The sequence below is a fragment of the Paenibacillus sp. FSL R7-0216 genome, from assembly GCF_037969915.1.
GTDB classification, from domain to species: domain Bacteria; phylum Bacillota; class Bacilli; order Paenibacillales; family Paenibacillaceae; genus Fontibacillus; species Fontibacillus rhizolycopersici.
The window spans coordinates 4,487,761-4,511,976 of record NZ_CP150222.1 but is presented as its reverse complement, the minus strand read 5'-3'; the positions used below and the strand labels follow the sequence as shown (position 1 = coordinate 4,511,976).

Genomic DNA, 24,216 nt, shown 5'->3' with positions numbered 1-24,216 from the left:
CATGACAATTACTTGCGTGATCATGGCCGGGGGAAAGGGAGAACGGTTTTGGCCAAAAAGCAGAACCAATCTCCCTAAACAGTTTTTGAACATTTCCGGAAATAAATCGATGATCCAACAATCCATAGCTCGTTTGGAAAAGTTGGTAGATATCAGTCAGGTATTTATTGTAACGAATGGTTTGTATGCTGAACTGATAAAGGCCCAAATCCCACACTTACCGCATGACAATATCATTATCGAACCTATCGGGCGAAATACGGCCCCTTGCATTGGATTGGCATCAATATTAATTGAAGAAAAGTTTCCAGACAGCACCATGATCGTGCTGCCGTCGGATCATATTATTGAAAACGAAGAAGGCTTCGTAAAGATACTGAGAACAGCCGTCGAGGCAGCGCAAGACAACAAGAGCCTTGTGACATTGGGGATTCAACCGGCCTACCCCGAGACGGGATATGGGTATATAGAAAGCACGAATGATAAGCAAGTCATCAATGAGTTAGATGTACTTAAAGTAAATAAGTTTGTTGAGAAACCTGATCTGTCAACGGCAGAGTCCTATTTGCGATCCGGGAACTACTATTGGAACAGCGGCATTTTTGTATGGAGAACCGAGGTAATACGAAAATATATCCAAAAACTCATGCCAGAGATGCATGATATACTGGAAACGATGCGAATAGCGTTTGGTACTTCCGAACAGTCGAAAGTCATCGAATCTGAATTTGCCAAGATGCCGGACCAATCGATAGACTATGGCATCATGGAGAAGGTTACAGACATCTATGTAATCCCATGCATATTTGGGTGGGATGATGTTGGTAGTTGGACAGCATTGGAGCGAATCAACGAACTAGACGAAAATGGAAATGTGATTAAAGGGAATATATTGAATCTAGATACTAAACGCTGCATTATTGAAAGTAACGGAAAACTAATCGCTACACTAGGGATTGAGGACCTAATTATTGTCGATACAGAGGATGTAACTTTGATATGCAGTAAGGATAAGGCACAGGAGGTTAAATTGCTGCTTAAGGAACTTCGTATGCAGAAATTAGAGCAGTACTTATAATCGATATAAATGATGATGAATGGAGAGAAAACAAGCATGGCTAAAAACGCGCTAATTACAGGGATTACAGGTCAAGACGGATCTTACCTGGCTGAGCTGCTTCTTGAGAAGGGCTATAAAGTATATGGCCTTCGCCGCAGAACCAGCACACCGTTGATGGATAACATTGAACACATTAAAAATGAGATTGAGTTTATTGAAGGGGATTTGCTGGACCAGGGGTCGCTAATTAACGCGGTAAAGAGATCAAATCCGAATGAAGTTTACAACCTTGCTGCTCAATCATTCGTGGCGACATCTTGGGAACAGCCTGTCCTGACCGGACAAGCGACGGCTCTTGGTGTTACGAATATCCTTGAAGCGGTTAGATTGACGAAGCCAGAAGCTAAGTTCTACCAAGCTTCAAGTAGTGAAATGTTTGGTAAAGTCGTTGAAACTCCACAAAAGGAAACAACTCCTTTTTATCCACGGAGTCCATATGGCGTAGCGAAAGTGTATGGTCACTGGATTACTGTGAATTATCGTGAAAGCTATGATATGTTTGCATGTTCTGGCATTCTGTTTAACCATGAATCGCCTCGTCGAGGTGTTGAATTCGTCACACGTAAAGTTACGGATGCGGTTGCGAGAATTAAACTTGGTCTCCAAAGTGAACTTAGAATGGGGAACCTTGATGCAAAACGTGACTGGGGCTTTGCTGGTGACTATGTGAAAGCTATGTGGCTTATGCTGCAGCAAGATAAGCCGGATGATTACGTCATTTCGACAGGCGAAACACATACCGTTCAAGAACTAGTTGAAATCGCTTTTGGCCATGCGGGGTTGAATTGGAGAGATTATGTGGTTATTGATCCTAAATTCGTCCGTCCGGCCGAAGTCGACTTGCTTCTGGGAGACAGTTCAAAAGCACAAAAATCACTGGAATGGAAACTGGAGGTTGGCTTTGAGGATTTGGTTAAAATGATGGTGGATAGTGACTTAGATAAATTAAACCAGCAGTAAGGAGCCTATTATGCAAACGGCATTAATTACTGGAGTGAACGGTTTTGCGGGGCGCCACCTTGCTCGGTTACTAAAATGTAAAAACTATAAAGTATATGGAACAACGAGATCTCCTGGCTTTTTTATGCCAGTTAACATGATCAATGGGTTGGTTGTTACTCAACTAGATAATAAAGATAGTTGGATTCGGATTTTAAATGAAGTCAAGCCAGATGTTGTTTTTCATCTGGCTTCACAAAGTAATGTGAAAATTGCTTGGGAGCAACCTAGTCTTGCCTTTCTATCTAACACCATGACTGCGTTGTATCTGTTTGAAGCTGTCAAGCAAGTATCTAAAAATATACGGATAATTAGCGTAGGCTCTTCTGAAGAGTATGGGTTCTATAAAGAAATGGAATTTCCAATAAAAGAAGAATCATTCCCTCATCCGAGCAATCCATACGGGGTATCGAAACATAGTGTCGCATTGCTTGCTCGGCAATTTTATGAGGCTTTTGATATGGATATTATCCATGTGAGACCATTCAATCATATCGGACCTGGTCAAAGACGAGGCTTCGTAGTTCCTGACTTCGCTTACCAAGTCGCAAAAATTGAAAAAGGAATCCAAAAGCCGATTATTTCTGTGGGTAATCTATCATCTAAAAGGGACTTTACAGATGTTAGGGATATAGTGGAAGGGTATGAATTGATTTCAAGAAGAGGTTTGAAAGGACAAACTTACAATATATGTTCTGGAAAACCTGTGGTTATTTCTGATTTGCTAGAAATCCTAATTTCATTATCTTCAAGTCAAATTCAGATTGAAGAAGATCCCGGCAAACTACGGCCGATCGATATTCCAATATATTATGGGAGTAACGAAAAGATTATCGAGCATACTTCATGGGCAAGAAGCATCGAGTTAACTCAAAGTCTGGAAGATGTTCTTGAGGAGATCAGAAAAGAAGAGTGGTTAGAAAACTTATGAATAGTGGAACCCTTTATATGATTTGGGATATGGTGAAGCGGGATTTTCGTAATAAATATGCCGGTTCGGTATTTGGCTTACTATGGAACCTAATTCTTCCTATAGCTTATATTCTTATTTATACTACGGTATTCTCTCAAATCATGGCTGCCAAATTACCCGGTATGACGAACACGTTTGATTATAGCGTTTATTTAAGTTCGGGAATACTCGCTTGGACAATCTTTAATGCTACACTAATCAAATTTCAGAATGTTTTTGTCGACAATGCGAATATCGTAAAGAAAATATATTTTCCTAAAACAATTTTGGTATTCTCCATAACTGTTTCATCCATCATAGAACTAATCATTAATTATTCCCTCTTATTATTAGTTCTCGTTGGTATAGGATATGATTTGCATCTGAATTATATTGTTGTTTTTTTAATTATTCTGTTGCAACAGGTGTTTTGCACAGGCATTGGATTAATACTATCCGTATTTAACGTGCACTTTAGAGATCTGAACCAAATCACATCAATTTTGATCCAAGTGTGGTTTTGGCTCACGCCGATCGTATATGTTTTAGATATTTTACCGGATGGATTGAAGAAGACGATGTCATTCAATCCCCTTTATTATTTTATTGAATCGTATCAATCTTTAGTGTTGCGTGGGCATATTGTGAATATCATGGCTATGTTATTGATTTCGTTAATAACCTTCCTATTTGGCTGGATTGTTTATAAAAGAATGATAAATGAAATATCCGATCTGATTTAAGTAGGAGGTCAACCATGGATAAACTTAATTTTGATGAGGAGCAATTGAAGAAACGCATCAAGGAAAGGATACTTTATAAAGCTGATCTTCATTTTCCTGAAAAAGATACCAGACCCAGCGACTCAAATGCTTCTCTGTTGAGACCGCTGATAGAATCCCATAATATTTTGGAAGTGGAGTATTTCTCGCACCGAAAGTTCTTGGGTAAGTTTATTGTTATGGTTAAGAAGGGCTTGAGAAAACTTTTACGTCCAATTTTTATGAGACAGATTCACTTCAATCAAAAAGTTATTGATCATTTTTATGTTGTGGATCACAACTTATCAGACACGGTTGAAAATGTTAAGGGAACCTTCAAGAGAATATCTGAGGAAACGGTTGATGAAATAGTCGATGAGTTAAAGGGTTCGCTTCAGGAAGTTGTTGCTTCTAATGCAGAAAGCATCCGTCGGTATTATGAGCATGAGCTACAGTCTAAGGTGGATATGCAAATTCATGAACAGGTGCAAAAGTTAAAATCAGAATTGCATGTGGAAATTAAAAGTAATGTTTATAGGGATTTGGCCCTTTACGCAGGCAATCACTACAATGAAATTGAGAGGTATCATCTGCTTTTACTTGCGTTAAGGGAAGACCCGGATAATTTAGAGCTGGAAAAGGAAGTGCTCGAAGCTTTTGAAAGAATGAACATAAGTAGGTTGAAAACAAATGGCCAAATATAATGCACGAATAGTTTCCCTTGATCAAGAGACGCGAGCTACTACGAGTTCTGGAAAAATGAGTTCGATTTCGTTAATGATAACGAATATAGGTGACGAGGTTTGGTATGCCTATAGCAAGGATCATCCTGTGCTGATTGGATATCATTATATTAATGAGAAAGGGGCAGTAGTAGAAGGGATTCGAACAAAACTGCCTTATAACATTTCTCCTGGAGAGAGCGTACTGCTAAAGTGTAACTTTATTATATATTCCAAACTTAAAGAACTTGATATTGAATGGGATTTGGTGCGAGAAGGAGACGCCTGGTTTAAGGACTACGGGTCGGAAACGATTGCAAAGAAAGTGAATCTTGTAAAAAAAACCGGAGATATCCAAGAAATTAATGATGAAGTTGCGATAATTTGTGAAGGACTATCTAAAAAGTTCAAACTATACTCTCGCAATAGTTCAAAGTTGACCGAATTAGTGTCTGCTGGAATCATTAAAAAACATCAAGACTTTTGGGCGTTAAAAAATATATCATTTAAGGTCAACAAAGGGGAAACCTACGGAATCATCGGATTTAATGGTTCGGGTAAAAGCACACTTCTTAGCATACTTGCGCAAACAAAGCATCACACTCAGGGGGTATTTCGTGTTAATGGAAGAATAGCTGCATTGCTGGAACTTGGCGCAGGTTTTCACCCTGAATTAACGGGAAGACAAAATGTAATTTATAATAGTTATTTATACAATATTCCAGGACATGAGATCGAGAGTAAGATGGAATCGATCAAAGAGTTTGCTGATATCGGGGAGTTTTTCGATAAACCCGTGAAAAGCTACTCAAGTGGTATGTACGTTAGGTTGGCATTTTCTCTGGCTATTCATGTGGATCCGGATGTTCTGATTATAGATGAAGCACTTGCTGTTGGCGACGAAGTGTTTCAAAGAAAATGCTATTCAAAGTTTGAGGAATTTAAGGCCTTGGGTAAAACGATTATCCTTGTAACGCATGATTTAAATGCTGTAAGGGCACTTTGTGATCGGGTAGGGATCATTTATGATGGGAGCCTGATATTCGAGGGTAGTTCCAATGAAGTCGTGAACTATTATCAAAAAATGTCCCTGACTGCAAACCTTCAAGTGGCTGAGAAAAGTCAAGACGACCAACAAAAGTTGAGATATGGGAACGGTAAAGCGAAGATTACAGAATATGCATTATTTGATCAAGCTGGAAAAGAATCAACGGTTTACCGATCAGGGGATAAAATCAACATTCGGCTCAAGGTAAAGGTGAATGACACAATTATTACTCCAGTATTCGGAGTGATTATCAAAACTATAAATGGAATCGAAGTATTCGGAACCAACTCGAAGCTTCTAAATAGTTCAATAGATAAATTAAATAATGGGGACAATGTATGCTATGACTTGATACTCCCTCTTTATCTAAATGAAGGAAGCTATTTTTTAAGTTTTGGCATAACTGATCAAAGTGGAGGGGACGTAGTTACTATCGATCGGATGATAGATACTACGTTTATTAGAGTCATCTCAGAGATACCATGTTTAGGTCTGGCCAATCTTAACTTAGGAGCTGAATCGAAACATTATGTCACTAAACAATAGTAGACCGTTAATTTACTTCTTTTGTTTTAGTTATAAGGACGAGAAGGACATTGAAGCCATAAAAAAAGAAGCGATGACTTATTATAGCGAATTCTCAGGAAGCTTTCGTAATTTTGAATACAGGTTTGTTTCATTGGAAAGTGATCTTAAGGACAACGTTGAAATTTATGATAAAAATGAAAATGTCTATTACTGGTCTTATAATTTTTCCCAACTGATATCTAAATATAATCCGGACCTTATCCATATTTTTCATGATGATCTAGATGCGTATCAATTATTCGAAAAAAATTATGATACAGATAACAGGGTTACTTTATTTAATGTAACCGGCATGGAGCCTTTAAAGAGAACTGATGAGCAATTCCTCGAACATCTCTCACATGCCATTGATGTAGGTAATTTGCAAATTATAAGTCAATCTGAAGCTGTTAAAAATAATTTATCTTCGTACGGCCTGCGTTCTACTTTTATCAATAATTTTAGTAACATTCAATGGGGAGAAGTAAAGAAAAAGAGAAACAACAATTTCACTATAGGATTTGCTTCTTCACCAATGACTTCGGATACTTGGGTTCAGAGAGGCATGGACTTGATTTTGGAGCTAGCCTCTATTTGTAGAGGATATACTTTTAAAATTTCCTGGAGATCAAATGATACAGGTAAGCTTTATCAGGAAATTGAGCAGAGGAACCTTACTAATCTTCATGTGCGTGAAGGTTACTTGAATATGGTTGACTTCTATAGCGATGTTGATACTATTATTTTGCCATACGTGACATATGAGAACAATCACTCAAGCCCGTTGTCGCTTATTGAAAGCCTAATTCTTGGTATTCCTGCTATTGTTACGAATGTTGTGGGATTAGCTCGACAGGTTGAAACTTATGGCATGGGAGTTACAGGAGAACCTAATGTCGATAGTTTGAAATTGTGTGTCGAGAAATTAGTCGAAAATTATGATGAATATGCAAACAATGCTTTTAGATATGGAAAAGAATTGTTTTATTTGGATGCTGAAAATAAGTTAAAGTATTTTGACCTGTACAAGAATTTAACCGCTCAAGAAGCTGCACCCAAACTAGGTGAATGGAGAAAGATGCTGGAGGAAAAAGGGAAGTATTTAGTCAGTGGAAGAGTTGGAATGAAAAAATATTATAATGATAAATTCATTGCTGAAAATTATGATGAAGATCGGTTTGTTGATCATCCCATGAGAACCTATAATAAACTGGAGAAAAGCGCTATTCATTTTTTTGTTAAAAACTATGCTGCAATTTCAAATCCGTCAATTCTTGACATAGCGTCAGGCGAAGGAAGAATATTGGAAGAGTTGATTGGTTATGGTAGATGCACTGCTGTTGAAAACTCTTCTTTTATGATATCTGTCTCGGCAAAAAAACTTTCAGGTAAAGGAAAGTTAACATATGTAAGGGAAGATATCTTTGATTTCAAAACTACCGAAAAGTTTGATGTTATTACTATATTTAGATTTATTAGGCACTATAATTATAGTGATCGGAAGAAAATATTTAAGAAATTATTTGATTTATTGAGTGCCAATGGGATGATAATATGCGACTTTCCAAACAAATTAGTTGAATGCCAATTAAGAAATCGATATCAATGGCATGTATTTAATGTTTATGATGCATTTTGGCATATGAATGAAATAATAGATGAGTTATCTGACAATGGTTTTAAATTAATTCATAACATCCCTGTGGGTGAACTTCTTTTACCAAGTGATAGAGTCGGCGACTTAATGGAACCACTTGCTAACATTGTATGCTTCGGGAAGGAATAGTAGATAATGAAGAAGAAAATAGCTATTTGTCATTCTCATGTTCCCTTTGTAAAAGGTGGGGCTGAACTCTTAATTAGCTCTTTGAAGAAAGAGTTGCGTAACAGAAACTACTCTGTTGATGTAATTCAACTTCCTTTCAAATGGTACCCGAACGAACAACTTATCCAAAGCATGATGAATTGGAAATTCATAGATTTATCCGAGAGTAATGGAGAAAAAATAGATTTGGTTATTGGTACGAAATTCCCTTCCTATGGCATAGAACACAAGAATAAAGTTACCTGGTTAGTACATCAATTTAGGCAAGTTTATGACTTGCTAGGTACACAATATAGTAACTATGATTATTCTCCTGAAAGTTTGTCGATAAAAGAATTAGTTAGCCGATATGATTATAACAGTCTTTCAGCTTCCAAAAGAATATATACTATTGCTCAAAATACAACAGATCGGTTAGCCAAATATAACAAGATTGATTCCGAGGTGCTTTATCATCCTCCTAAACATATCGGTTCATATTATACTAATAATTTTGAGAACTATATACTTTCTGTCGGCAGGTTGGACAAACTTAAGAGAGTAGATATATTAATAGAGTCGTTAAAAAGTACCAATCCTAATGTTAAATGTATAATAGCAGGACAAGGACCAGAAAGAGAAAATCTTCAACGACTAGTAGCTAAACTTGGTTTGTCAGATAGGGTGGAATTCCTTGGATTTGTTGAGGATAAGCAATTGCTTGATTTGTACGCGAACTGTTTGGCGGTCTATTTTGCGCCGTATGATGAAGATTATGGATATATAACATTAGAGGCATTCTTATCTTCAAAACCGGTTATTACTTTGGGTGACACCGGCGGGGTGCTGGAATTTGTCAAAGATGATATTAATGGTTACGTTTCGTCAAACTCCTCGCAGATTTCAATGAAAATTGATTATTTATATCATAATAAAGAGATTGCAAAAGAATTTGGAAATACAGGATATGAATCTATAAAACATATATCTTGGGATCATGTTATAGACCGTTTGACGGAGACGATAAGATAGGGGTTTAAATATTGAAAAAGATTGCTTACTTTTCACCGTTAAATCCAATTCGATCAGGAATTTCTGACTACAGTGAAGATCTATTGCCGGAGTTGTCTAAGGTTTATGACGTAGAAGTATACGTCGAAAATGGATTTCAAGTTGAAAACGCCAATATTAAAGAGAACTTCGTTATAAGGGAGTATTCTGAATTTTCTAGAAGATATAACGAGAAGCAATACAGTGCAATTCTTTATCATATGGGAAACAACTATGCAGCTCACAAAGAAATTTATGAATTTATATTAAAATATCCTGGAATCGTTGTATTACATGACTATTCACTTCATCATTTCTTTGCGGCTAAGACATTGGAGCAAGGCAATTTAGATGGATACCGTGATGAAATGTTATATTGTCATGGGAAAGAAGGGTTTGATGAAGCTAACCGCTTTTTGAATGGCGAAATAGGTCCGATTTGGGAGAATAATTCGCTGCAGTTTCCACTTAATTTAAGAATTCTGGATCATTCTGCGGGCATAATAGTGCATTCGCAGTTTGCTAAAGATTTGTTGAGAAAACAAGCGAGTTATGTCCCCATTGAGGTTGTTCCTATTCCTGCACCAAATATTAGTAAGTTTGAGGACCTGGAGAAAGAAAAAGAGGATGCTCGGGAAGAACTAGGTATTGATCAAGGAGATTTTGTGATTAGTTCATTGGGTTATGCTAACCCCACAAAGAGAATAGATAAAATTATTGAGGCCCTTTCGGTTATCAAATCCAAGCAAACTATAAAAAACTTGAAGTTTTATATTGTTGGAGAAGTTTCGCCTTCATATCCTATAAAGGGTCTTGTTAAAAAGCACAAGCTCGAGAATGAAGTTGTTTTTACTGGTTACGTTGACCTCAAAGATTTTGATAAATATATTTCTGCTTCAGATATGTGTATTAATTTAAGATATCCAACGCAAGGAGAGAATTCCGCTAGTTTGCTTAAGATCATGGGGCATGGGAAGCCTGTGATAACAACTAATATAGGAAGTTTTAGAGAATTCCCAAAGAAATTAGTCCATAAAATCGAATATGGAAGTACAGAAGTCATCGAATTAGTAAATTCAATGCATGAGGTAAGTCAAACGGATAGAGCTCAATTATCTTTGAATATTTTAGAGTACGTAAGAAATAACAGTAGTTTGGCTATCTGTGCCAATAAATATGACATGTTTGTAAGCAGAATATCTACCGAAGGAAATAACTTAATGTTAGGATTAAATCAATATATTAATAACTACATTTCTCAAATGAATAGTAAACATTATTCTTTTGGCCCTGACTTGGAGACAATGATTGATAACTCGATACGGATTGTAAGCAAATCGTTTGAAAAAAAGATTTAATTAATTTATATCTGGAGCTGAGATTTAGTGCCGAATCAACTATTGATTTTTCTTTTATTGGTTGTAGTTGTTTTTATTTCCGGGTATTGGTTGACTGTTTTTCTGCTTGGGAAAAAACTTAGAGATTATAAATTCTTATTTACTTTTTTACTTGGTGCAGTATGGCTTATACTTATTAGTTCATGGGTAAGTTATTTAGGTTTTTCAATGAAAGATTCCTATTTATATATGCTTCTGGTTACGGTTATCATCGATATCATTGCATTAGTAAGTGAAATAAGAAATAAAAGATTACGTGAATGGATCCCGGGAAAATATCAAATCATAGTGTTGTTTTGTGGTCTTATTTCGTCGCTAATTATTTTATTTCCAATATTGTATTTTAAAGCTTTTAATCCGTATACCGATGGTTTCACTTACATCTCGATTGCAGACTATTTATTGAATTATAGTTATTTTCAACCGGCAGACCCAAATCCCTATTATCCTTGGTTAACTCAGATGAAATTGTACCAGGATGCGGGTTACCGTATGGGGGCCCAATTTCTGCTCTCTTTTATGACTGCATTATTTAACCGCGAAATGTCATTAGAAGTCTATATGCCTGTTACTGCTTTAAGCCAGTTTCTATTAGTAGTTGTTATGTGGTTGTTTTGTAAAGAAGGAATTAAAATTCCTACGAAAGCATCTTTGATTGCTGTTTTTTTTACAGCAATACATTTAAGTATACCTATTAACAGTGCTTTGTGGGGGTTCTATCCGCAAGCTTTTGGCGTAGTTTTAGGCGCTGCCGCATTTATGTTGTTTCTTAACAAAGATATTTGGGAGGATTCCGGACGTTCATCTGATAGATGGAAAATGCTCATATTAACCTCTTTAGTTTCCGCAAGTATAGTTATTACTTATAGCGAATACGTGCCTTTTATAGCATTATCGGTATTGTTTCTGCTCGTATTCCATTTAATAGTTTCGAAAAGTTACAAGTATGTATTCAGTAATGTTGTTGGTTTAATTATATTAATAAGTATTTTAAGTAATTTAGGTTTAATAAAAGCAATTGGGGCAATCAGACATCAACTTGGTGTTGTCGTGGGCTGGCATATACCTTATGATTTGTGGCAATATCTCCTATTGGTTCTTTCCTTGAATCCAATATACAATGCTAATTCAATATTTTTAAATCATCACCTTCTGTTTTTCGTTGTTTCGTGTTTAGCTTCTTTATTGTTGTTTATAGTTTTGAAATATTTCATATTAAATAGAGATATGGCTCAGTATCGGCGGCAGATATTCCTGGTGGCCTCTTCCTTTATTCTTATGTTGATCTGTTTTACCTTTTTTGCTGACAATCCATGGTTTAGTGATAAAATCGGTCATTCTTGGAATATCCACAAAATAATACAGTATATGTTTTTTATATTCCCGCCAATTATCGGCTTGTCACTTTATAATTTTTGGAATAAAAGCAAAATAAATAAATTCATTTCAACTTTCTTAGTTCTTGGATATATCCCTATAGTTCTTGTTTTTACCTATCACTTTTCTTTGATGAATACTGAACAAATGAGAACGTATACTGGAAACAACGAGAATCCGATTAATGAATACTATAAATTAATGGATACTTACAAAGACGAGAAAAAGCCCATTAATCTTGCACTGTCAACAGACTTGACAAAACATCGTCAGATGATTGCATATTTTTTGAAAAATAACAAATTAGTTAGCGATTGGTCCGATGATGGATACATTAGCGGTAGTATGTCGGCAGAAAATCGCAATTTAAGTTTCGATAGTAAGGGAATAACTCTTATGTTCAATCAACATGCAGCCAATAAAATTGCCAATATGGAATTGGTGACTGGAAAGGTAATTTCGAATTTTATTTCAGGTGTCTATGGTCTGGAAAAAAATGAAACTCAAAGCTGGCATTGGTCTTCCGGTGATGTGAAAATTAACGTGTTTAATCCCTCTGTTGATAATGAAAAGAAAATTGCTAGATTCATTTTCAGTGTGGGTCTTCCTCCCGGAGTAGCTGAGTCAAAAGCCATTGATGTAATTTATAATGGCAATCATATTAAAGAATTGGTAATTGAACCGACCCAATCTAATCCAATCGACCTTTCTCTTGAAATTGACCCTGGGGAAAGCCAATTAGAGTTAATAATGAGGAGTGGACCAGTTAAAATTGCTGGCGAAGACAGAGAATTAGGCTTCTCTATAATTGATTTTCAAAGTCAATAAAATGGAATATCCTTTTGCTGATAAAAAATGACTTCACAGTATTTAATAGGGGCGATTTAATGCAGAAAGTTAAGGTTATCTTTGGAATCGCGATTAGCGTGTTCTTTATTTTCCTGTTAGGATGGAACTTGAATCTAGCTGATTTAGGTAAGGCGTTTAATAGCATTAACTACACTATTATTATTCCTGCTGTATTAATCCAAATTTCGAGTTATTGGGTGCGTAGTATAAGATGGAAATACATTTTATCAGGAATAAAACCAATGAAAACTAAAGAGCTACTACCTATTATATCAATTAGCTATATGGCAAATAATTTATTGCCTTTACGTATTGGTGAGTTCGTAAGAGCCTATTTAGTAAGTAAAAAAGGCAAAATTAGTGCTGCGGCTTCCTTTTCCACAATCTTGTTGGAACGGATTTACGATGGGATAACGCTACTTCTTTTTTTGGGTTTTACCGCTTTGTTATTTCCGTTTCCTGATTGGGTTAAGCAAATAGGCATCTTAACAACTTTACTGTTTCTAGGAGCTTTATTATTTTCGGTAGGTATAGTGTCTTTTAGATCAAAAACGATGCAGCTTGTTAATTGGGGGTTGAAAATTTTTCCTAAACGTCTCCATGCGAAGTTGTCCACATTAATTGATAAATTAATAGTAGGATTAGAGGTTGTTAAGAATAAAAGAGCACTCTTACCAATAGCTTTTTATTCTATACTCATATGGCTTATGGAGGCTAGTTTGTTTTATGCTATTGCTGAAGCATTTGATTTTTCCAGTACGGTATATATTGCATTATTCACTCTTGTAATTGTCAATTTAGGTATCATGATACCATCATCGCCTGGATATATTGGAACTTTTGAGTTTTTTGTAAGTAAATCCTTAGGCGTATTTGGTATTATTAAAGAGTTAGCATTGGGATATTCAGTAATACTTAGAATTACACAGTATATCCCTATTACAATCATAGGCTTTATATTCATGCTTAAAGAAGGACTTTCTTTTAAGTCCATCACAAAATTATCTAAAGATGAGGAAGAAAAAGTTTACGGAGGAGAATAATGCACAAAGTAGTTTCTATAATTGTTCCAGTTTACAATGAGCAATACAACATTAAGCCGATGTATGAACGAGTATCTGCTGTTTTTGAGAAGTTATCGAACTATACATTCGAATTAATTTATGTAGACAATTGCAGCACGGATGCTACAGTAGATGAAATCTCCAAAATAATTGAATTTGATGAGAATGTTAAAGCTATCACAATGTCGAGAAACTTTGGAAGTTCTCAACCCAGTAACATTGCAGGCTTGAATAATGCTGCCGGTGATGCAGTTGTTATAATTGATGGCGACATTCAAGATCCTCCCGAAATGATAGAGCAATTCATAAAAAAGTGGGAGGAAGGTTATGAAGTAGTTTACGGAGTAAGGAAGAAAAGAAAAGGGTCCTTGGCTCGAAGAATTGGATATAAAGCTTTTTATCGGTTATTTAAGAAGATGTCCTACATTGATATTCCTCTAGATGCAGGTGATTTTGGCTTAATTGACCGAAGAGTGGCCGAAGAAATTAAACAGCTTAACGAGAATGAAATGTTTTTCAGAGGGCTTCGTGCATGGGTTGGCTTTAAACAAATCGGTATTGAATATACCCGCGATGACCGTCAGCATGGAAATACTAGCATACCTTTCCTAGCTAATCTAAAGTGGGCAAAAATGGGAATCTTTAATTTTTCCTATAAGCCTCTTGAATGGATTTCAACTACTGCTTTCTTTTTAACTTTAATCTCGTTAGCTGGAATAATTTATTACGTATTGCTGCACTTTTTAAAACCTGATACACCCTATGGCTTTTCTACAATTATAGTATTGATTTTATTTTTAGGTGCAGCACAATTATTGGCTTTGGGCATCATTGGTGAATATGTGGCCAGGATTTTTAATGAGGTTAAGAAGAGACCTCGGTATATTATAAGAGAAGTTATAAGCCAGAAAGACAAGACTACTGACGGGCAACAGGACTAAAATTACAAGGGGGATTATTCGATTATGAAAAACATTCCAGTTGTGTTGTTATGCGGGGGAAAAGGAACCAGAATTCGTGAAATGACAGAAATAATGCCTAAGCCTATGGTGGAAATAGGAGAGCGACCGATTTTATGGCATATTATGAAGATCTATTCTTCTTATGGATATAATAATTTCAATATCTGCTTGGGATATAAAGGGCACAAAATTAAAGAGTACTTTTTAAACTATGAATACATGCAAAGCGACATTACGCTCGACTTGGGCAGAAAAGGGAATGTGTTCATTCATAATACTCATCAAGAGAATGAATGGAAGGTAACGCTAGCGAATACGGGCGAAGACAATATGACAGGTTCCCGCATAAAACAAATGGAAAAGTATATTAATAACGATATATTTATGCTCACTTATGGAGACGGAGTTTGTGACGTGGATATTAATCGTTTAGTCGACTTTCATCTATCTCATGGCAAGATCGGAACGGTATTGGGTGTTCGTCCCCCTGCAAGATTTGGCGAACTATTATGTGAGGGTGAGCAGGTCATGAGTTTTAGTGAGAAACCTCAAACTTCTGATGGCCGAATCAATGGCGGCTTTTTCGTTTTTAATAAAGAGATTTTCAATTATGTTTCAGAAGATGAAGACTGCATTTTTGAGAAGGAGCCGCTTGAATCTCTGGCCGCAGACGGAGAGCTTATGATGTATAAACATGATGGCTTCTGGCAGTGCATGGATACCGTTAGAGATATGGACTACTTAAATAAATTATGGCAAGAGAATACCGCCCCATGGGCTGCTTTAAGGAATACGGTGGATATGCTATGATGTACCATTCATTCGGAAACTTTTACAAAGGAAAAAGAGTACTAGTAACTGGACATACCGGATTTAAAGGTTCTTGGCTCACGATTTGGTTAAAAGAACTAGGTGCAGAAGTTATTGGATACTCATTGGATCCAAAAACTGATAATGACAACTTTGTTCTATCGGATCTTAAGGATCGAATTACAGATATTCGAGGGGATATAAAGAACTACACGCAACTGGCTGATGTATTTGAAAAGTATCAACCGGAGATAGTTTTCCATCTGGCTGCTCAGCCATTGGTCCGGCTTTCTTACGAATTTCCTCGGGAAACTTTCGAAGACAACGTAATGGGAACAATTAATGTCCTTGAATGCGTAAGGAATACACAAAGTGTTAAGGTATGCGTGAATATTACGAGTGATAAATGTTACGACAATAAAGAATGGATCTGGGGATATAAAGAAACTGATCCTATGGGAGGCTATGATCCTTATAGTGCTTCAAAGGGCTGTTCTGAACTTGTAATTAGTTCCTATATTAACTCTTTCTTCAACCCTTCTGCATACAGTAATCATCAGAAAGTAGTTGCCTCAGTAAGGGCCGGTAATGTCATTGGTGGTGGTGATTGGTCCGAAAATCGGATTATCCCTGATTGTATTAGGGCACTTGAATCGGGCCGTCCTATTGAAATAAGAAATCCCCACTCTGTTCGTCCATGGCAACATGTCTTGGAACCGTTAAGTGGTTATTTATGGCTTGCCTCCCAAATGCAATGTGATCCTGAGAAATATGCAGGAGCTTGGAATTTCGGGCCTAATGACGAATCAATAATAACTGTTGCAGATGTGGTTGGGAAAGTTATCGATAATTACGGCCAAGGCAGTTGGAGTGATCAATCCCTTCCTGGACAACTGCATGAAGCAAAATTATTGAATTTGGATTGCAGTAAAGCTAAATTTCTACTTAAATGGAAGCCGACATTAGATATGGAACAGTGTATAGAACTAGTGGTGGATTGGTACAAGAAGTACAAAGATACAGAGGTATACGAGCTCTGCGTCAATGAGATTAACCAATTTATTTCCTATGCCAGAAAAGGTAATAATTCTTGGGCTAACTAAGGCTTATTCAAAGACTTAAACAATCCAGGTTGTTTAGGTCTTTAATTCTGAAAGGAGATATTTTTGATGGAAGAGACTGAGAAGAGAATCCTAATTACAGGCTCAAATGGGTTCGTTGGTAAGCATTTAGTAAGTGCGTTAGCGAATAAAGGGTACACTAATATTTTTGGACTGCATAGAACACCTTCAACAGAAGCTAATGTTTTTATAGCGGATTTGAGTAATAAACGAGAAGTAACAGAAGTTGTAGAGAGAGTAAATCCTCAAATAGTATTTCACCTAGCTGCCAATATTAAGCCAAGTAGGGAAATTGATGATCTTGATGAAATGATTCAAAGCAACATAGGTGGAACAATGAACCTACTAACAGCCTTAAAGAAGTCTAACGCATCCGTAGATTCTTTTGTTAACGTTGGCTCTTGTGAGGAGTATGGTTGGAATGAGCAACCATTTACGGAGGATATGCCTCCTAGTCCGGTTTCTATCTATTCCGGCACGAAAGCAGCCAGTGCCGTATTGTGTAAAATGTTTTCCAATATGTTTAACATGCCTATTATTACAGTGAGACCATCTCTAATCTATGGGCCAGGCCAGAGCGAACGGTTTTTTATTATGCAGGCTATTAAGAAGATGTTGCTCAATGAAGAGTTTAATATGACATACGGTATGCAAACTAGAGATTTTATTTATGTTGATGATTTTGTGGAAGGGCTAGTAGCTGTTTCACAACTACAGGATCATACCGGCCAGATTTTCAATATTTCTTCAGGCGAGGAACATAGTCTGAGGAATATTGCAGAGATTATTAAAAGCGCCACTAATTCTTCATCAAAACTTAACTTTGGAGCTATTCCATATCGTGAGAGTGAGATTATGTCTTACAGATGCGAGAATTCAAAGATAGTTGAGGTTACAGGCTGGAGACCAAAAACTGGTATGGAAAAAGGTATTGGGAAAATAGTCGAGGATCTAAAAGGAATCAAGTAACTACTCTAAAAAAGTTTCGGAAGGAGATCATCAAAATGAAAATCGCAATCATTGGCGGCGGGATTGCCGGGATGTCTGCCGCCTACTATTTAAATAAAAAATTTGGAACAAGTGCCGATGTAGATATTTATGAAAAGGGAAGCGATGTCGGAGGATTAGCCGGGACAATACCGATTGAAGACACCTATATAGAGAAATATTATCATCACATTTTTACCCATGATAAGTTTTACTTGGATTTAGCGGAAGAATTAGGTGTTTCGGATTCGTTGATATGGTCGGATTCAAAGGTTGGCTATTATCACGATGGGGTATCCTATCCCTTTACCACCCCAGTAGATCTATTAAGATTTAAACCTCTGAGTTTTATTAATCGCCTAAAGGTCGGAGTTTCCTCTTTGTTTATTTCTCAATATAAGAATGTTCCAAAACTTGAAAGTATGACTACCGAGGAGTTTATGACGCGTTATGTAGGTAAACAAGGCTGGGAAGTAATTTGGAAGCCTATGCTTAGAATAAAATTCGGCGAAAACTACAATAAAATTCCAGCGGTATGGATTTGGGAAAGAATAGTTCAAAGAATTCGTTCAAGAACGGGAGGCGGGAGTAAAGAATTGCTTGGCTATATGAAGGATGGCTTTCATACTCTCAATAAAAAATTATTGGAAAGTATTAAACATAATGGAACTAATGTGATTTTGAATGCTGATATTAAAGAAATTGTAATAGAGGATATGCAATGTAAAGGGCTTAATATTAACGGGGAAATTAAAAAGTACGATATTGTGATTTGTACAGCCGCGCTTCCTGTATTTCTTGATCTTTGCAAAAATGCTCCGGATGAATATGTCGAACCGCTTAAACAAGTTAAATATGACTGTGCACTAGTAGTGCTTATGGAGTTAAAAGAGAGCTTAAGTAAATATTATTGGCTCAATATTAGTGATAATGAAATACCCTTTGGGGGGATAATAGAACATACTAATTTGATCCCGAAAGAGAACTATGGAGAAAAGACACTTGTTTACTTTTCAAAGTATCTAAATCCGAATCATGAATTTATGAATATGCCGGATAACCGGATTATCGAAATTTATATTGAATCACTCAAAAAGATATACCCCGATTTCAATGAAGAAACCATCATTAATTATACAATTTCAAGAGACCGGTTTGCTCAGCCAATTTGGCCTATGCAGTATTCTAAAATCAAACCGGCTTACAAAACACCGATACAAGGCTTATATCTAGCCAATACATCTCAAATTTATCCAAACGATCGCGGAATGAATTTTAGTGTGAAGTTAGGAAAAGAAGTAGTGGATACTATTAAATAACTTTTGGAGTTCACCTATAATGAATAATAAGTTTCATAATATAGTTAAAACATCTACAATTCTATATTTATCCTTGCCAATTTTTTTGTTTTTAATTGGTTGGTTGAACCCTACTTTTTCAATATTGGCTTCATGTGCATTAATAATCGGATGTGTCCTTTTTATTAGGAATAAAGAGGAGACTCAGCATATTGAGCTAAAATGGTATAGTGTTGTTTTTGGTTTGTTACTTGTTTTCTTGTGGGTATACTTATCGGGAACAGGAGGGTTCGCGTATCAAAATAGTGATTATTCTAAGCACAATGCAATATTGCGTGATTTAATCCATTACGAATGGCCTGTAATATATAATTATTCAACTGACTACTCCAATTCAGCACCGCTTGTTTACTATGTGGCTTACTATTTACCGGCGGCACTTGCCGGTAAGTTGTTTGGATGGACGATAGCCAATGTAACAATGTATTTATGGACGGTACTTGGGGTGATTCTTTCATTATATTGGCTCTTTAGAATAATTGGGAAATTCAAACTTTCATTTATTCTTGTATTTATTTTATTTTCTGGGATGGATATTTTAGGGGGGATTTTAATAGATAAAAGCTTGCCGAATCTTTCGGACCATCTTGAATGGTGGGCGAAAGTTTTGCAACAATACCCTTCCTTTACAACTCTTTTGTTTTGGGTACCACAACATGCGATAAGCGGTTGGCTCTTTACTTCTTTATTAGTTTATAACTCATGGGTTTCTAAAGAGAGCAAATTTAATGTGTTTATAGTAGCCTTAAGCTCTCTTTGGTCGCCTTTCGTGATGATAGGATTGCTTCCGCTGTTGTTCTTGTCTTTTTTTTCAGTCAAATCATATAAGGCTCTTTTTTCTGTTTCAAATATATTATCAGCTTCGGTTCTTTTGTTTTTTATTGGGTTTTATTATCTGGCTGGATCGGGAGCTGTTTCCTCGAACACTGGTTGGATTTGGAATCATATTGACTTTTTGGAGGTATGGCCTAATTTAGCCTTGCTTTATGTTTTGGAATTCGGTTTACTGTTCATCTTGTTGTACAGAAAATCATTAGAGCATAAAATATGGTTGTTTGTCGCAGTATTCTATATGTCCATAGTTCCTATTTATATTGTCGGTGGCAATAACGATTTTGGTACGCGCTCAATAATCCCATCTTTGCTAGTTTTGTTTATATTTCTTATAAGCTCATTGAAACAAGCATCCTCTAAGGTTAGAAGTAGCTTATTAGTTTTACTTCTTATTATTGGGACAGTTACCCCCATTATGGAGATTTCACGTACATTAACCAAACATAATCAATCTAGCGACGGATGGTTTACAATATTCAATACACCGGAAGATTACCGGAATCAGTATATTGGAAAGCCAACTTCATTTTTTTTGAATTATTTGGCAAAAGATGATTCGAATCGAGCTGTAAATCCAGTTGAATTTACTTTAGAGATGGGGAATTGGTCTCCTTATGGAATGAATGCAACTTTTGATGTTAATAACTTTGAGGTAATAGCCGAGGATAAAGTAGACGCTGGTTTATTATTAAGTAAACATTTTGAGAAGGGTACGTATCTTTTGAAAGCAGTGATAAGTGGAAAGGCTGAAAATGTACACATCTCACAATACGGTATTCATAAGATAATTGATATACCTTTATTGAATGGTGAAATGGAGGTGTTTGGGCTTTTAAGGGTAAATGATTTTAGTGAGGGAACCCTAGTGTTTGGTTTAGGAGGATGGGGCACTGGTATAGGGGAGACTAAATTAGAGGAATTAATTGTTTATAAATGGAATTAATAAAACCAGAGAGTTAAAGTTTTTAGACTTTTTGAGATATGTTATGTTAATTTTTGGGGAGTATCATTTGGAGATAATAGTGAACTGTCTATTATAGATATTTGTCTATTTGAAGAGAACCATGCATCAGTAAAAAAACAAATATATATATACTTAATGCTGAAATTAATCAGCGTGTTATCATGCAAATGAAAGGATAATTTCATGAAAGCCATCATCCTCGCCGGCGGGACAGGCTCCCGCCTTTTTCCCTTAACTAAAGTAACCAACAAACACCTTCTCCCCGTGGGCAAGTATCCCATGGTTTTTCATGCTGTGCATAAGCTAAAGCAGGCCGGGCTCACCGATATTCTCTTAGTCACTGGTAAAGAGCATATGGGTGATGTCGTGAGCTTGCTCGGCAGTGGTAGTGAGATGGGTGTTTCATTCACTTATAAAGTTCAAGACGAAGCTGGCGGGATAGCTCAAGCGCTTGGGCTGGCTGAACAGTTTGTAGGTGAGGATCAAATGGTCGTTATTCTCGGTGACAATGTATTTGCTGATGATATCACGCCATATGTTGATCATTTTAAACGTCAACAGACAGGGGCTAAAATCCTAATTCAGCAAGTCTCAGACCCCACTAGATTCGGTGTTCCTGAACTTGAAGGGGAGCGAATCGTCTCCATCGAAGAGAAGCCCAAGAATCCTCAGTCAAATTATGCGGTGACGGGCATCTATATGTTTGATCATCATGTATTTGAGATTATTCGAACCTTAAAGCCATCTGCTCGCGGAGAATTGGAAATCACAGATGTGAATAATGCATATATTAAACGTGGGGAGCTCACCTATGACATCCTACAAGGCTGGTGGACGGATGCTGGGACACATGAATCCTTGGCACGAGCCAACGAATTCGCCAAAGATTTAGTGTTTGGTGAAGAGTTTGGCAAACTCAAACGGTAGAGTGGGAGGGTGCTTGGATATGAGGATGAATCCGCTTAATTTAAATGGAGCGGCATTGCTGGAACCGGTGGTACATGGGGATCACCGGGGTTTTTTTATGGAAAGTTACAATGAGTCCATTATACGTAAGCTTGGCTTGGATTTTGACTTCATTCAGGATAATCAATCTTTGTCGGCTGAGCCGGGGGTGCTTCGGGGAATGCACTATCAATTGAATCCCAAAGCACAGACGAAGTTGATCCGGGTGTTAACTGGCGCAATCTATGACGTCATCCTAGATATTCGTCGGAGCTCACCGACCTATGGCAAATGGGTTGGCGTTATTTTGAGTGAGTATAACAAGCGTCAACTGCTAGTGCCAAAGGGCTTTGCGCACGGCTTCTGCACTCTTGTGCCAAACACCCAAGTTTTATATAAAGTGGACGAATACTACTCGCCGGAACATGATCGCGGCATATTATGGAATGACCCGGCACTAAACATCGACTGGCCGGTTAGTGAGCCGATGCTTTCGGACAAAGACCGGAGGCATCCGACATTCGTGGAAGCGGAATTGAATTTCGATTAGGAGGATCTTCTTCATGAAACTGCTCGTTACAGGCGGTGCCGGATTTATTGGCAGTAATTTTGTTTTATATATGCTGAAACAGCATCCGGGATACAAAATTGTAAATGTGGATGCATTAACTTATGCCGGAAACCTGGAGAACCTGAAATCGGTGGAGGGTAATCCTAATCATACGTTTGTCAAAGCGGACATTACGGACGCTAAAGCCATGGTTGAACTGATTGACCAAGGTATTGATGTGGTGGTCAACTTTGCTGCAGAATCGCATGTGGACCGCAGTATTTTGGAACCGGATGTATTCGTTAAGACGAATGTGCTCGGGACACAAGTCTTGCTTGATGCAACGAAAAAGCATGGGGTCAAGAAATTCGTTCAGGTATCTACGGATGAGGTTTATGGGACGTTGGGTGAAACAGGATTGTTTACGGAAGAGACGCCGCTTGCTCCGAACAGTCCTTATTCGGCGAGCAAGGCCGCCGGTGACCTGTTAGTTCGCGCCTATCATGAGACCTTCGGACTTCCCGTAAATATCACGCGTTGTTCCAATAACTATGGCCCTTTTCAATTCCCGGAGAAGTTAATCCCATTAATGATATCCAGGGCCCTGGCTGACGAAGCCTTACCTGTATACGGCGATGGGCTAAATATTCGAGACTGGTTGTACGTTGAGGATCACTGTAGTGCGATCGATCTTGTCATCCATCAAGGACGTAATGGTGAAGTTTATAATATTGGCGGAAATAATGAGCGGACAAATCTGCATATTGTGCGCACAATTCTGGAGCAGCTAGGCAAGCCGGAATCGTTGATCAAGCATGTGGAGGATCGTCCAGGGCATGATCGGCGCTATGGTATCGATCCGACTAAGACCATGAAGAAGCTTGGTTGGAAGCCAAAGCACTCTTTTGAAACCGGAATTAAAGAAACTATTCGCTGGTATCTGGACAATAAGGAATGGTGGACGCGAATTCAATCAGGGGCTTACCAAGAGTATTACGCCAAACAGTACGGCAATCGACTGGGCGAACCATCATGAGAGTGCTCGTAACCGGAGCTAAGGGGCAGTTGGGCCAAGATGTCGTACGTTTGTTCGAGAGTGCCGGGCATCAGGTATTGGCTAGTGATCGAAATACGTTGGATATTACCGATGATGCGACGTGCCTGAAAGTTGTGAAGGAATTTAAACCGAATGCGATCATCCACTGTGCGGCGTATACCGCTGTTGATCAGGCGGAACGCGATGTGGATGCGGCGTATGCAGTGAATGCGGTCGGAACGAGAAATTTGGTGTTAGCCGCAGAGCAGGTGAAGGCAAAATTTTGTTACATTAGTACGGATTATGTTTTTGATGGATCCGATATTTTGCCTTACCAGGAATACGATAATACCAATCCGCAAAGTGTTTACGGGAAGTCGAAACGAGCCGGAGAAATCTTGGTTCAAAGCTTGTCTTCCGCTTTCTTTATCGTACGAACTTCTTGGGTGTATGGGTTGTACGGTAACAACTTCGTGAAGACGATGCTTAAGCTGGGCCAAGAGAAGCCTGTACTTTCCGTGGTCAATGACCAAAAAGGTTCTCCTACTTATACCGTTGATTTAGCCGCCTTTCTACTGGAGCTGATTCAAACGGAGAAGTACGGAATTTATCACGCATCCAACTCGGGGGAATGCACTTGGTACGAATTCGCACAAGCGATTTTCGAGGAAGCTCGGGATATATTCGGACAAACATACCCTGTGCAGGTTAAACCTTGTACAACCGAAGACTTTCCTCGCCCGGCCCCGCGTCCCCGAAATTCAGTGATGGATCACTTGTCTATTCGCACGAACGGATTTCAGGATTTACGGCCGTGGAGAGAAGCGCTTAAAGCATTTATAAAGGAATTGAAGGCTAGCCAGGAACATTGATTTCTGGTTAGCTTTTTTTCTGCCCTCCTAAGTATACGTTCTATAAGCACTTTGATATAATTTCTAC

At 37.6% G+C, this 24,216-nt stretch carries 21 protein-coding genes; all 21 read left to right on the top strand.

All coding sequences use genetic code 11. The annotated features are described in order from the left end of the window. Position 1 precedes the first annotated feature (1 nt). The 21 genes from MKZ15_RS20855 (at position 2) to rfbD (ending at position 24,149) form a co-directional block, all read left to right on the top strand. Entirely contained in the window at positions 2–1,078 is a 1,077-nt protein-coding gene (locus tag MKZ15_RS20855) for a mannose-1-phosphate guanylyltransferase (protein ID WP_339817814.1), read from the top strand. Positions 1,079–1,114: 36 nt separating this feature from the next. Continuing rightward, a complete protein-coding gene (gene gmd, locus MKZ15_RS20850; RefSeq protein WP_339817811.1) occupies positions 1,115–2,080 on the top strand; it encodes a GDP-mannose 4,6-dehydratase in 966 nt (321 codons plus the stop codon). Between the two features lie 10 nt (positions 2,081–2,090). Then, complete coding sequence (locus tag MKZ15_RS20845) at positions 2,091–3,050, top strand: GDP-mannose 4,6-dehydratase (protein ID WP_339817809.1); 960 nt, start codon at positions 2,091–2,093, stop codon at positions 3,048–3,050. Then, positions 3,032–3,814 (top strand): ABC transporter permease, encoded by a 783-nt coding sequence (locus MKZ15_RS20840; protein ID WP_339817806.1) that lies wholly within the window; start codon positions 3,032–3,034, stop codon positions 3,812–3,814. Before MKZ15_RS20845 ends, MKZ15_RS20840 begins: the two co-directional genes overlap by 19 nt. A 14-nt stretch (positions 3,815–3,828) precedes the next feature. Continuing rightward, a complete protein-coding gene (locus MKZ15_RS20835) occupies positions 3,829–4,536 on the top strand; it encodes a hypothetical protein (RefSeq protein WP_339817803.1) in 708 nt (235 codons plus the stop codon). Further along, positions 4,523–6,148, top strand: coding sequence for an ABC transporter ATP-binding protein (locus MKZ15_RS20830; RefSeq protein ID WP_339817801.1), 1,626 nt, complete (start codon positions 4,523–4,525; stop codon positions 6,146–6,148). Before MKZ15_RS20835 ends, MKZ15_RS20830 begins: the two co-directional genes overlap by 14 nt. Then, positions 6,132–7,955 (top strand): methyltransferase domain-containing protein, encoded by a 1,824-nt coding sequence (locus tag MKZ15_RS20825; protein WP_339817798.1) that lies wholly within the window; start codon positions 6,132–6,134, stop codon positions 7,953–7,955. The genes MKZ15_RS20830 and MKZ15_RS20825 overlap by 17 nt, the downstream gene beginning before the upstream one ends. Positions 7,956–7,961: 6 nt before the next feature. Continuing rightward, the gene (locus tag MKZ15_RS20820) at positions 7,962–9,005 is read left to right on the top strand and encodes a glycosyltransferase family 4 protein (RefSeq protein WP_339817796.1); all 1,044 of its coding nucleotides are present in this window, start codon (positions 7,962–7,964) and stop codon (positions 9,003–9,005) included. A gap of 11 nt (positions 9,006–9,016) precedes the next feature. Further along, complete coding sequence (locus tag MKZ15_RS20815) at positions 9,017–10,381, top strand: glycosyltransferase family 4 protein (protein ID WP_339817793.1); 1,365 nt, start codon at positions 9,017–9,019, stop codon at positions 10,379–10,381. A 27-nt stretch (positions 10,382–10,408) separates the two neighbouring features. Beyond that, positions 10,409–12,625, top strand: a complete 2,217-nt coding sequence (locus tag MKZ15_RS20810; RefSeq protein ID WP_339817790.1) for a hypothetical protein — start codon at positions 10,409–10,411, stop codon at positions 12,623–12,625. Positions 12,626–12,684: 59 nt separating this feature from the next. Beyond that, a complete protein-coding gene (locus MKZ15_RS20805; RefSeq protein WP_339817787.1) occupies positions 12,685–13,689 on the top strand; it encodes a lysylphosphatidylglycerol synthase transmembrane domain-containing protein in 1,005 nt (334 codons plus the stop codon). Then, positions 13,689–14,651, top strand: a complete 963-nt coding sequence (locus MKZ15_RS20800; protein ID WP_339817786.1) for a glycosyltransferase family 2 protein — start codon at positions 13,689–13,691, stop codon at positions 14,649–14,651. The genes MKZ15_RS20805 and MKZ15_RS20800 overlap by 1 nt, the downstream gene beginning before the upstream one ends. 24 nt (positions 14,652–14,675) lie before the next feature. Further along, positions 14,676–15,482: a glucose-1-phosphate cytidylyltransferase gene (gene rfbF, locus MKZ15_RS20795; RefSeq protein ID WP_339817783.1), complete on the top strand. Its 807-nt coding sequence runs from the start codon at positions 14,676–14,678 to the stop codon at positions 15,480–15,482. Next, positions 15,479–16,585 (top strand): CDP-glucose 4,6-dehydratase, encoded by a 1,107-nt coding sequence (gene rfbG / locus MKZ15_RS20790; RefSeq protein ID WP_339822540.1) that lies wholly within the window; start codon positions 15,479–15,481, stop codon positions 16,583–16,585. The genes rfbF and rfbG overlap by 4 nt, the downstream gene beginning before the upstream one ends. Positions 16,586–16,651: 66 nt before the next feature. After that, a complete protein-coding gene (locus MKZ15_RS20785) occupies positions 16,652–17,572 on the top strand; it encodes an NAD(P)-dependent oxidoreductase (protein ID WP_339817780.1) in 921 nt (306 codons plus the stop codon). 35 nt (positions 17,573–17,607) lie between these two features. Next, positions 17,608–18,909, top strand: a complete 1,302-nt coding sequence (locus MKZ15_RS20780; protein WP_339817777.1) for an NAD(P)/FAD-dependent oxidoreductase — start codon at positions 17,608–17,610, stop codon at positions 18,907–18,909. Positions 18,910–18,928: 19 nt separating this feature from the next. After that, on the top strand, positions 18,929–20,725 hold the full coding sequence (locus tag MKZ15_RS20775; protein ID WP_339817774.1) for a hypothetical protein: 1,797 nt from the start codon (positions 18,929–18,931) through the stop codon (positions 20,723–20,725). Between the two features lie 204 nt (positions 20,726–20,929). After that, entirely contained in the window at positions 20,930–21,673 is a 744-nt protein-coding gene (locus tag MKZ15_RS20770; protein WP_339817771.1) for a sugar phosphate nucleotidyltransferase, read from the top strand. A gap of 19 nt (positions 21,674–21,692) precedes the next feature. Then, positions 21,693–22,241, top strand: a complete 549-nt coding sequence (gene rfbC / locus MKZ15_RS20765; RefSeq protein ID WP_339817768.1) for a dTDP-4-dehydrorhamnose 3,5-epimerase — start codon at positions 21,693–21,695, stop codon at positions 22,239–22,241. Positions 22,242–22,254: 13 nt separating this feature from the next. After that, positions 22,255–23,277, top strand: a complete 1,023-nt coding sequence (gene rfbB, locus MKZ15_RS20760; RefSeq protein ID WP_339817766.1) for a dTDP-glucose 4,6-dehydratase — start codon at positions 22,255–22,257, stop codon at positions 23,275–23,277. Next, positions 23,274–24,149: a dTDP-4-dehydrorhamnose reductase gene (gene rfbD, locus MKZ15_RS20755; protein ID WP_339817765.1), complete on the top strand. Its 876-nt coding sequence runs from the start codon at positions 23,274–23,276 to the stop codon at positions 24,147–24,149. Before rfbB ends, rfbD begins: the two co-directional genes overlap by 4 nt. Positions 24,150–24,216 lie beyond the last annotated feature (67 nt).

Coding starts and splice junctions, on each gene's coding strand:
- rfbD (WP_339817765.1), top strand. CDS start 23,274: ATGAGAGTGCTCGTAACCGGAGCTAAGGGGCAGTTGGGCCAAGATGTC.
- rfbG (WP_339822540.1), top strand. CDS start 15,479: ATGATGTACCATTCATTCGGAAACTTTTACAAAGGAAAAAGAGTACTA.
- MKZ15_RS20825 (WP_339817798.1), top strand. CDS start 6,132: ATGTCACTAAACAATAGTAGACCGTTAATTTACTTCTTTTGTTTTAGT.
- MKZ15_RS20835 (WP_339817803.1), top strand. CDS start 3,829: ATGGATAAACTTAATTTTGATGAGGAGCAATTGAAGAAACGCATCAAG.
- rfbC (WP_339817768.1), top strand. CDS start 21,693: ATGAGGATGAATCCGCTTAATTTAAATGGAGCGGCATTGCTGGAACCG.
- MKZ15_RS20845 (WP_339817809.1), top strand. CDS start 2,091: ATGCAAACGGCATTAATTACTGGAGTGAACGGTTTTGCGGGGCGCCAC.
- MKZ15_RS20820 (WP_339817796.1), top strand. CDS start 7,962: ATGAAGAAGAAAATAGCTATTTGTCATTCTCATGTTCCCTTTGTAAAA.
- MKZ15_RS20785 (WP_339817780.1), top strand. CDS start 16,652: ATGGAAGAGACTGAGAAGAGAATCCTAATTACAGGCTCAAATGGGTTC.
- MKZ15_RS20855 (WP_339817814.1), top strand. CDS start 2: ATGACAATTACTTGCGTGATCATGGCCGGGGGAAAGGGAGAACGGTTT.
- MKZ15_RS20775 (WP_339817774.1), top strand. CDS start 18,929: ATGAATAATAAGTTTCATAATATAGTTAAAACATCTACAATTCTATAT.
- MKZ15_RS20770 (WP_339817771.1), top strand. CDS start 20,930: ATGAAAGCCATCATCCTCGCCGGCGGGACAGGCTCCCGCCTTTTTCCC.
- rfbB (WP_339817766.1), top strand. CDS start 22,255: ATGAAACTGCTCGTTACAGGCGGTGCCGGATTTATTGGCAGTAATTTT.
- MKZ15_RS20800 (WP_339817786.1), top strand. CDS start 13,689: ATGCACAAAGTAGTTTCTATAATTGTTCCAGTTTACAATGAGCAATAC.
- rfbF (WP_339817783.1), top strand. CDS start 14,676: ATGAAAAACATTCCAGTTGTGTTGTTATGCGGGGGAAAAGGAACCAGA.
- MKZ15_RS20780 (WP_339817777.1), top strand. CDS start 17,608: ATGAAAATCGCAATCATTGGCGGCGGGATTGCCGGGATGTCTGCCGCC.
- MKZ15_RS20805 (WP_339817787.1), top strand. CDS start 12,685: ATGCAGAAAGTTAAGGTTATCTTTGGAATCGCGATTAGCGTGTTCTTT.
- MKZ15_RS20830 (WP_339817801.1), top strand. CDS start 4,523: ATGGCCAAATATAATGCACGAATAGTTTCCCTTGATCAAGAGACGCGA.
- gmd (WP_339817811.1), top strand. CDS start 1,115: ATGGCTAAAAACGCGCTAATTACAGGGATTACAGGTCAAGACGGATCT.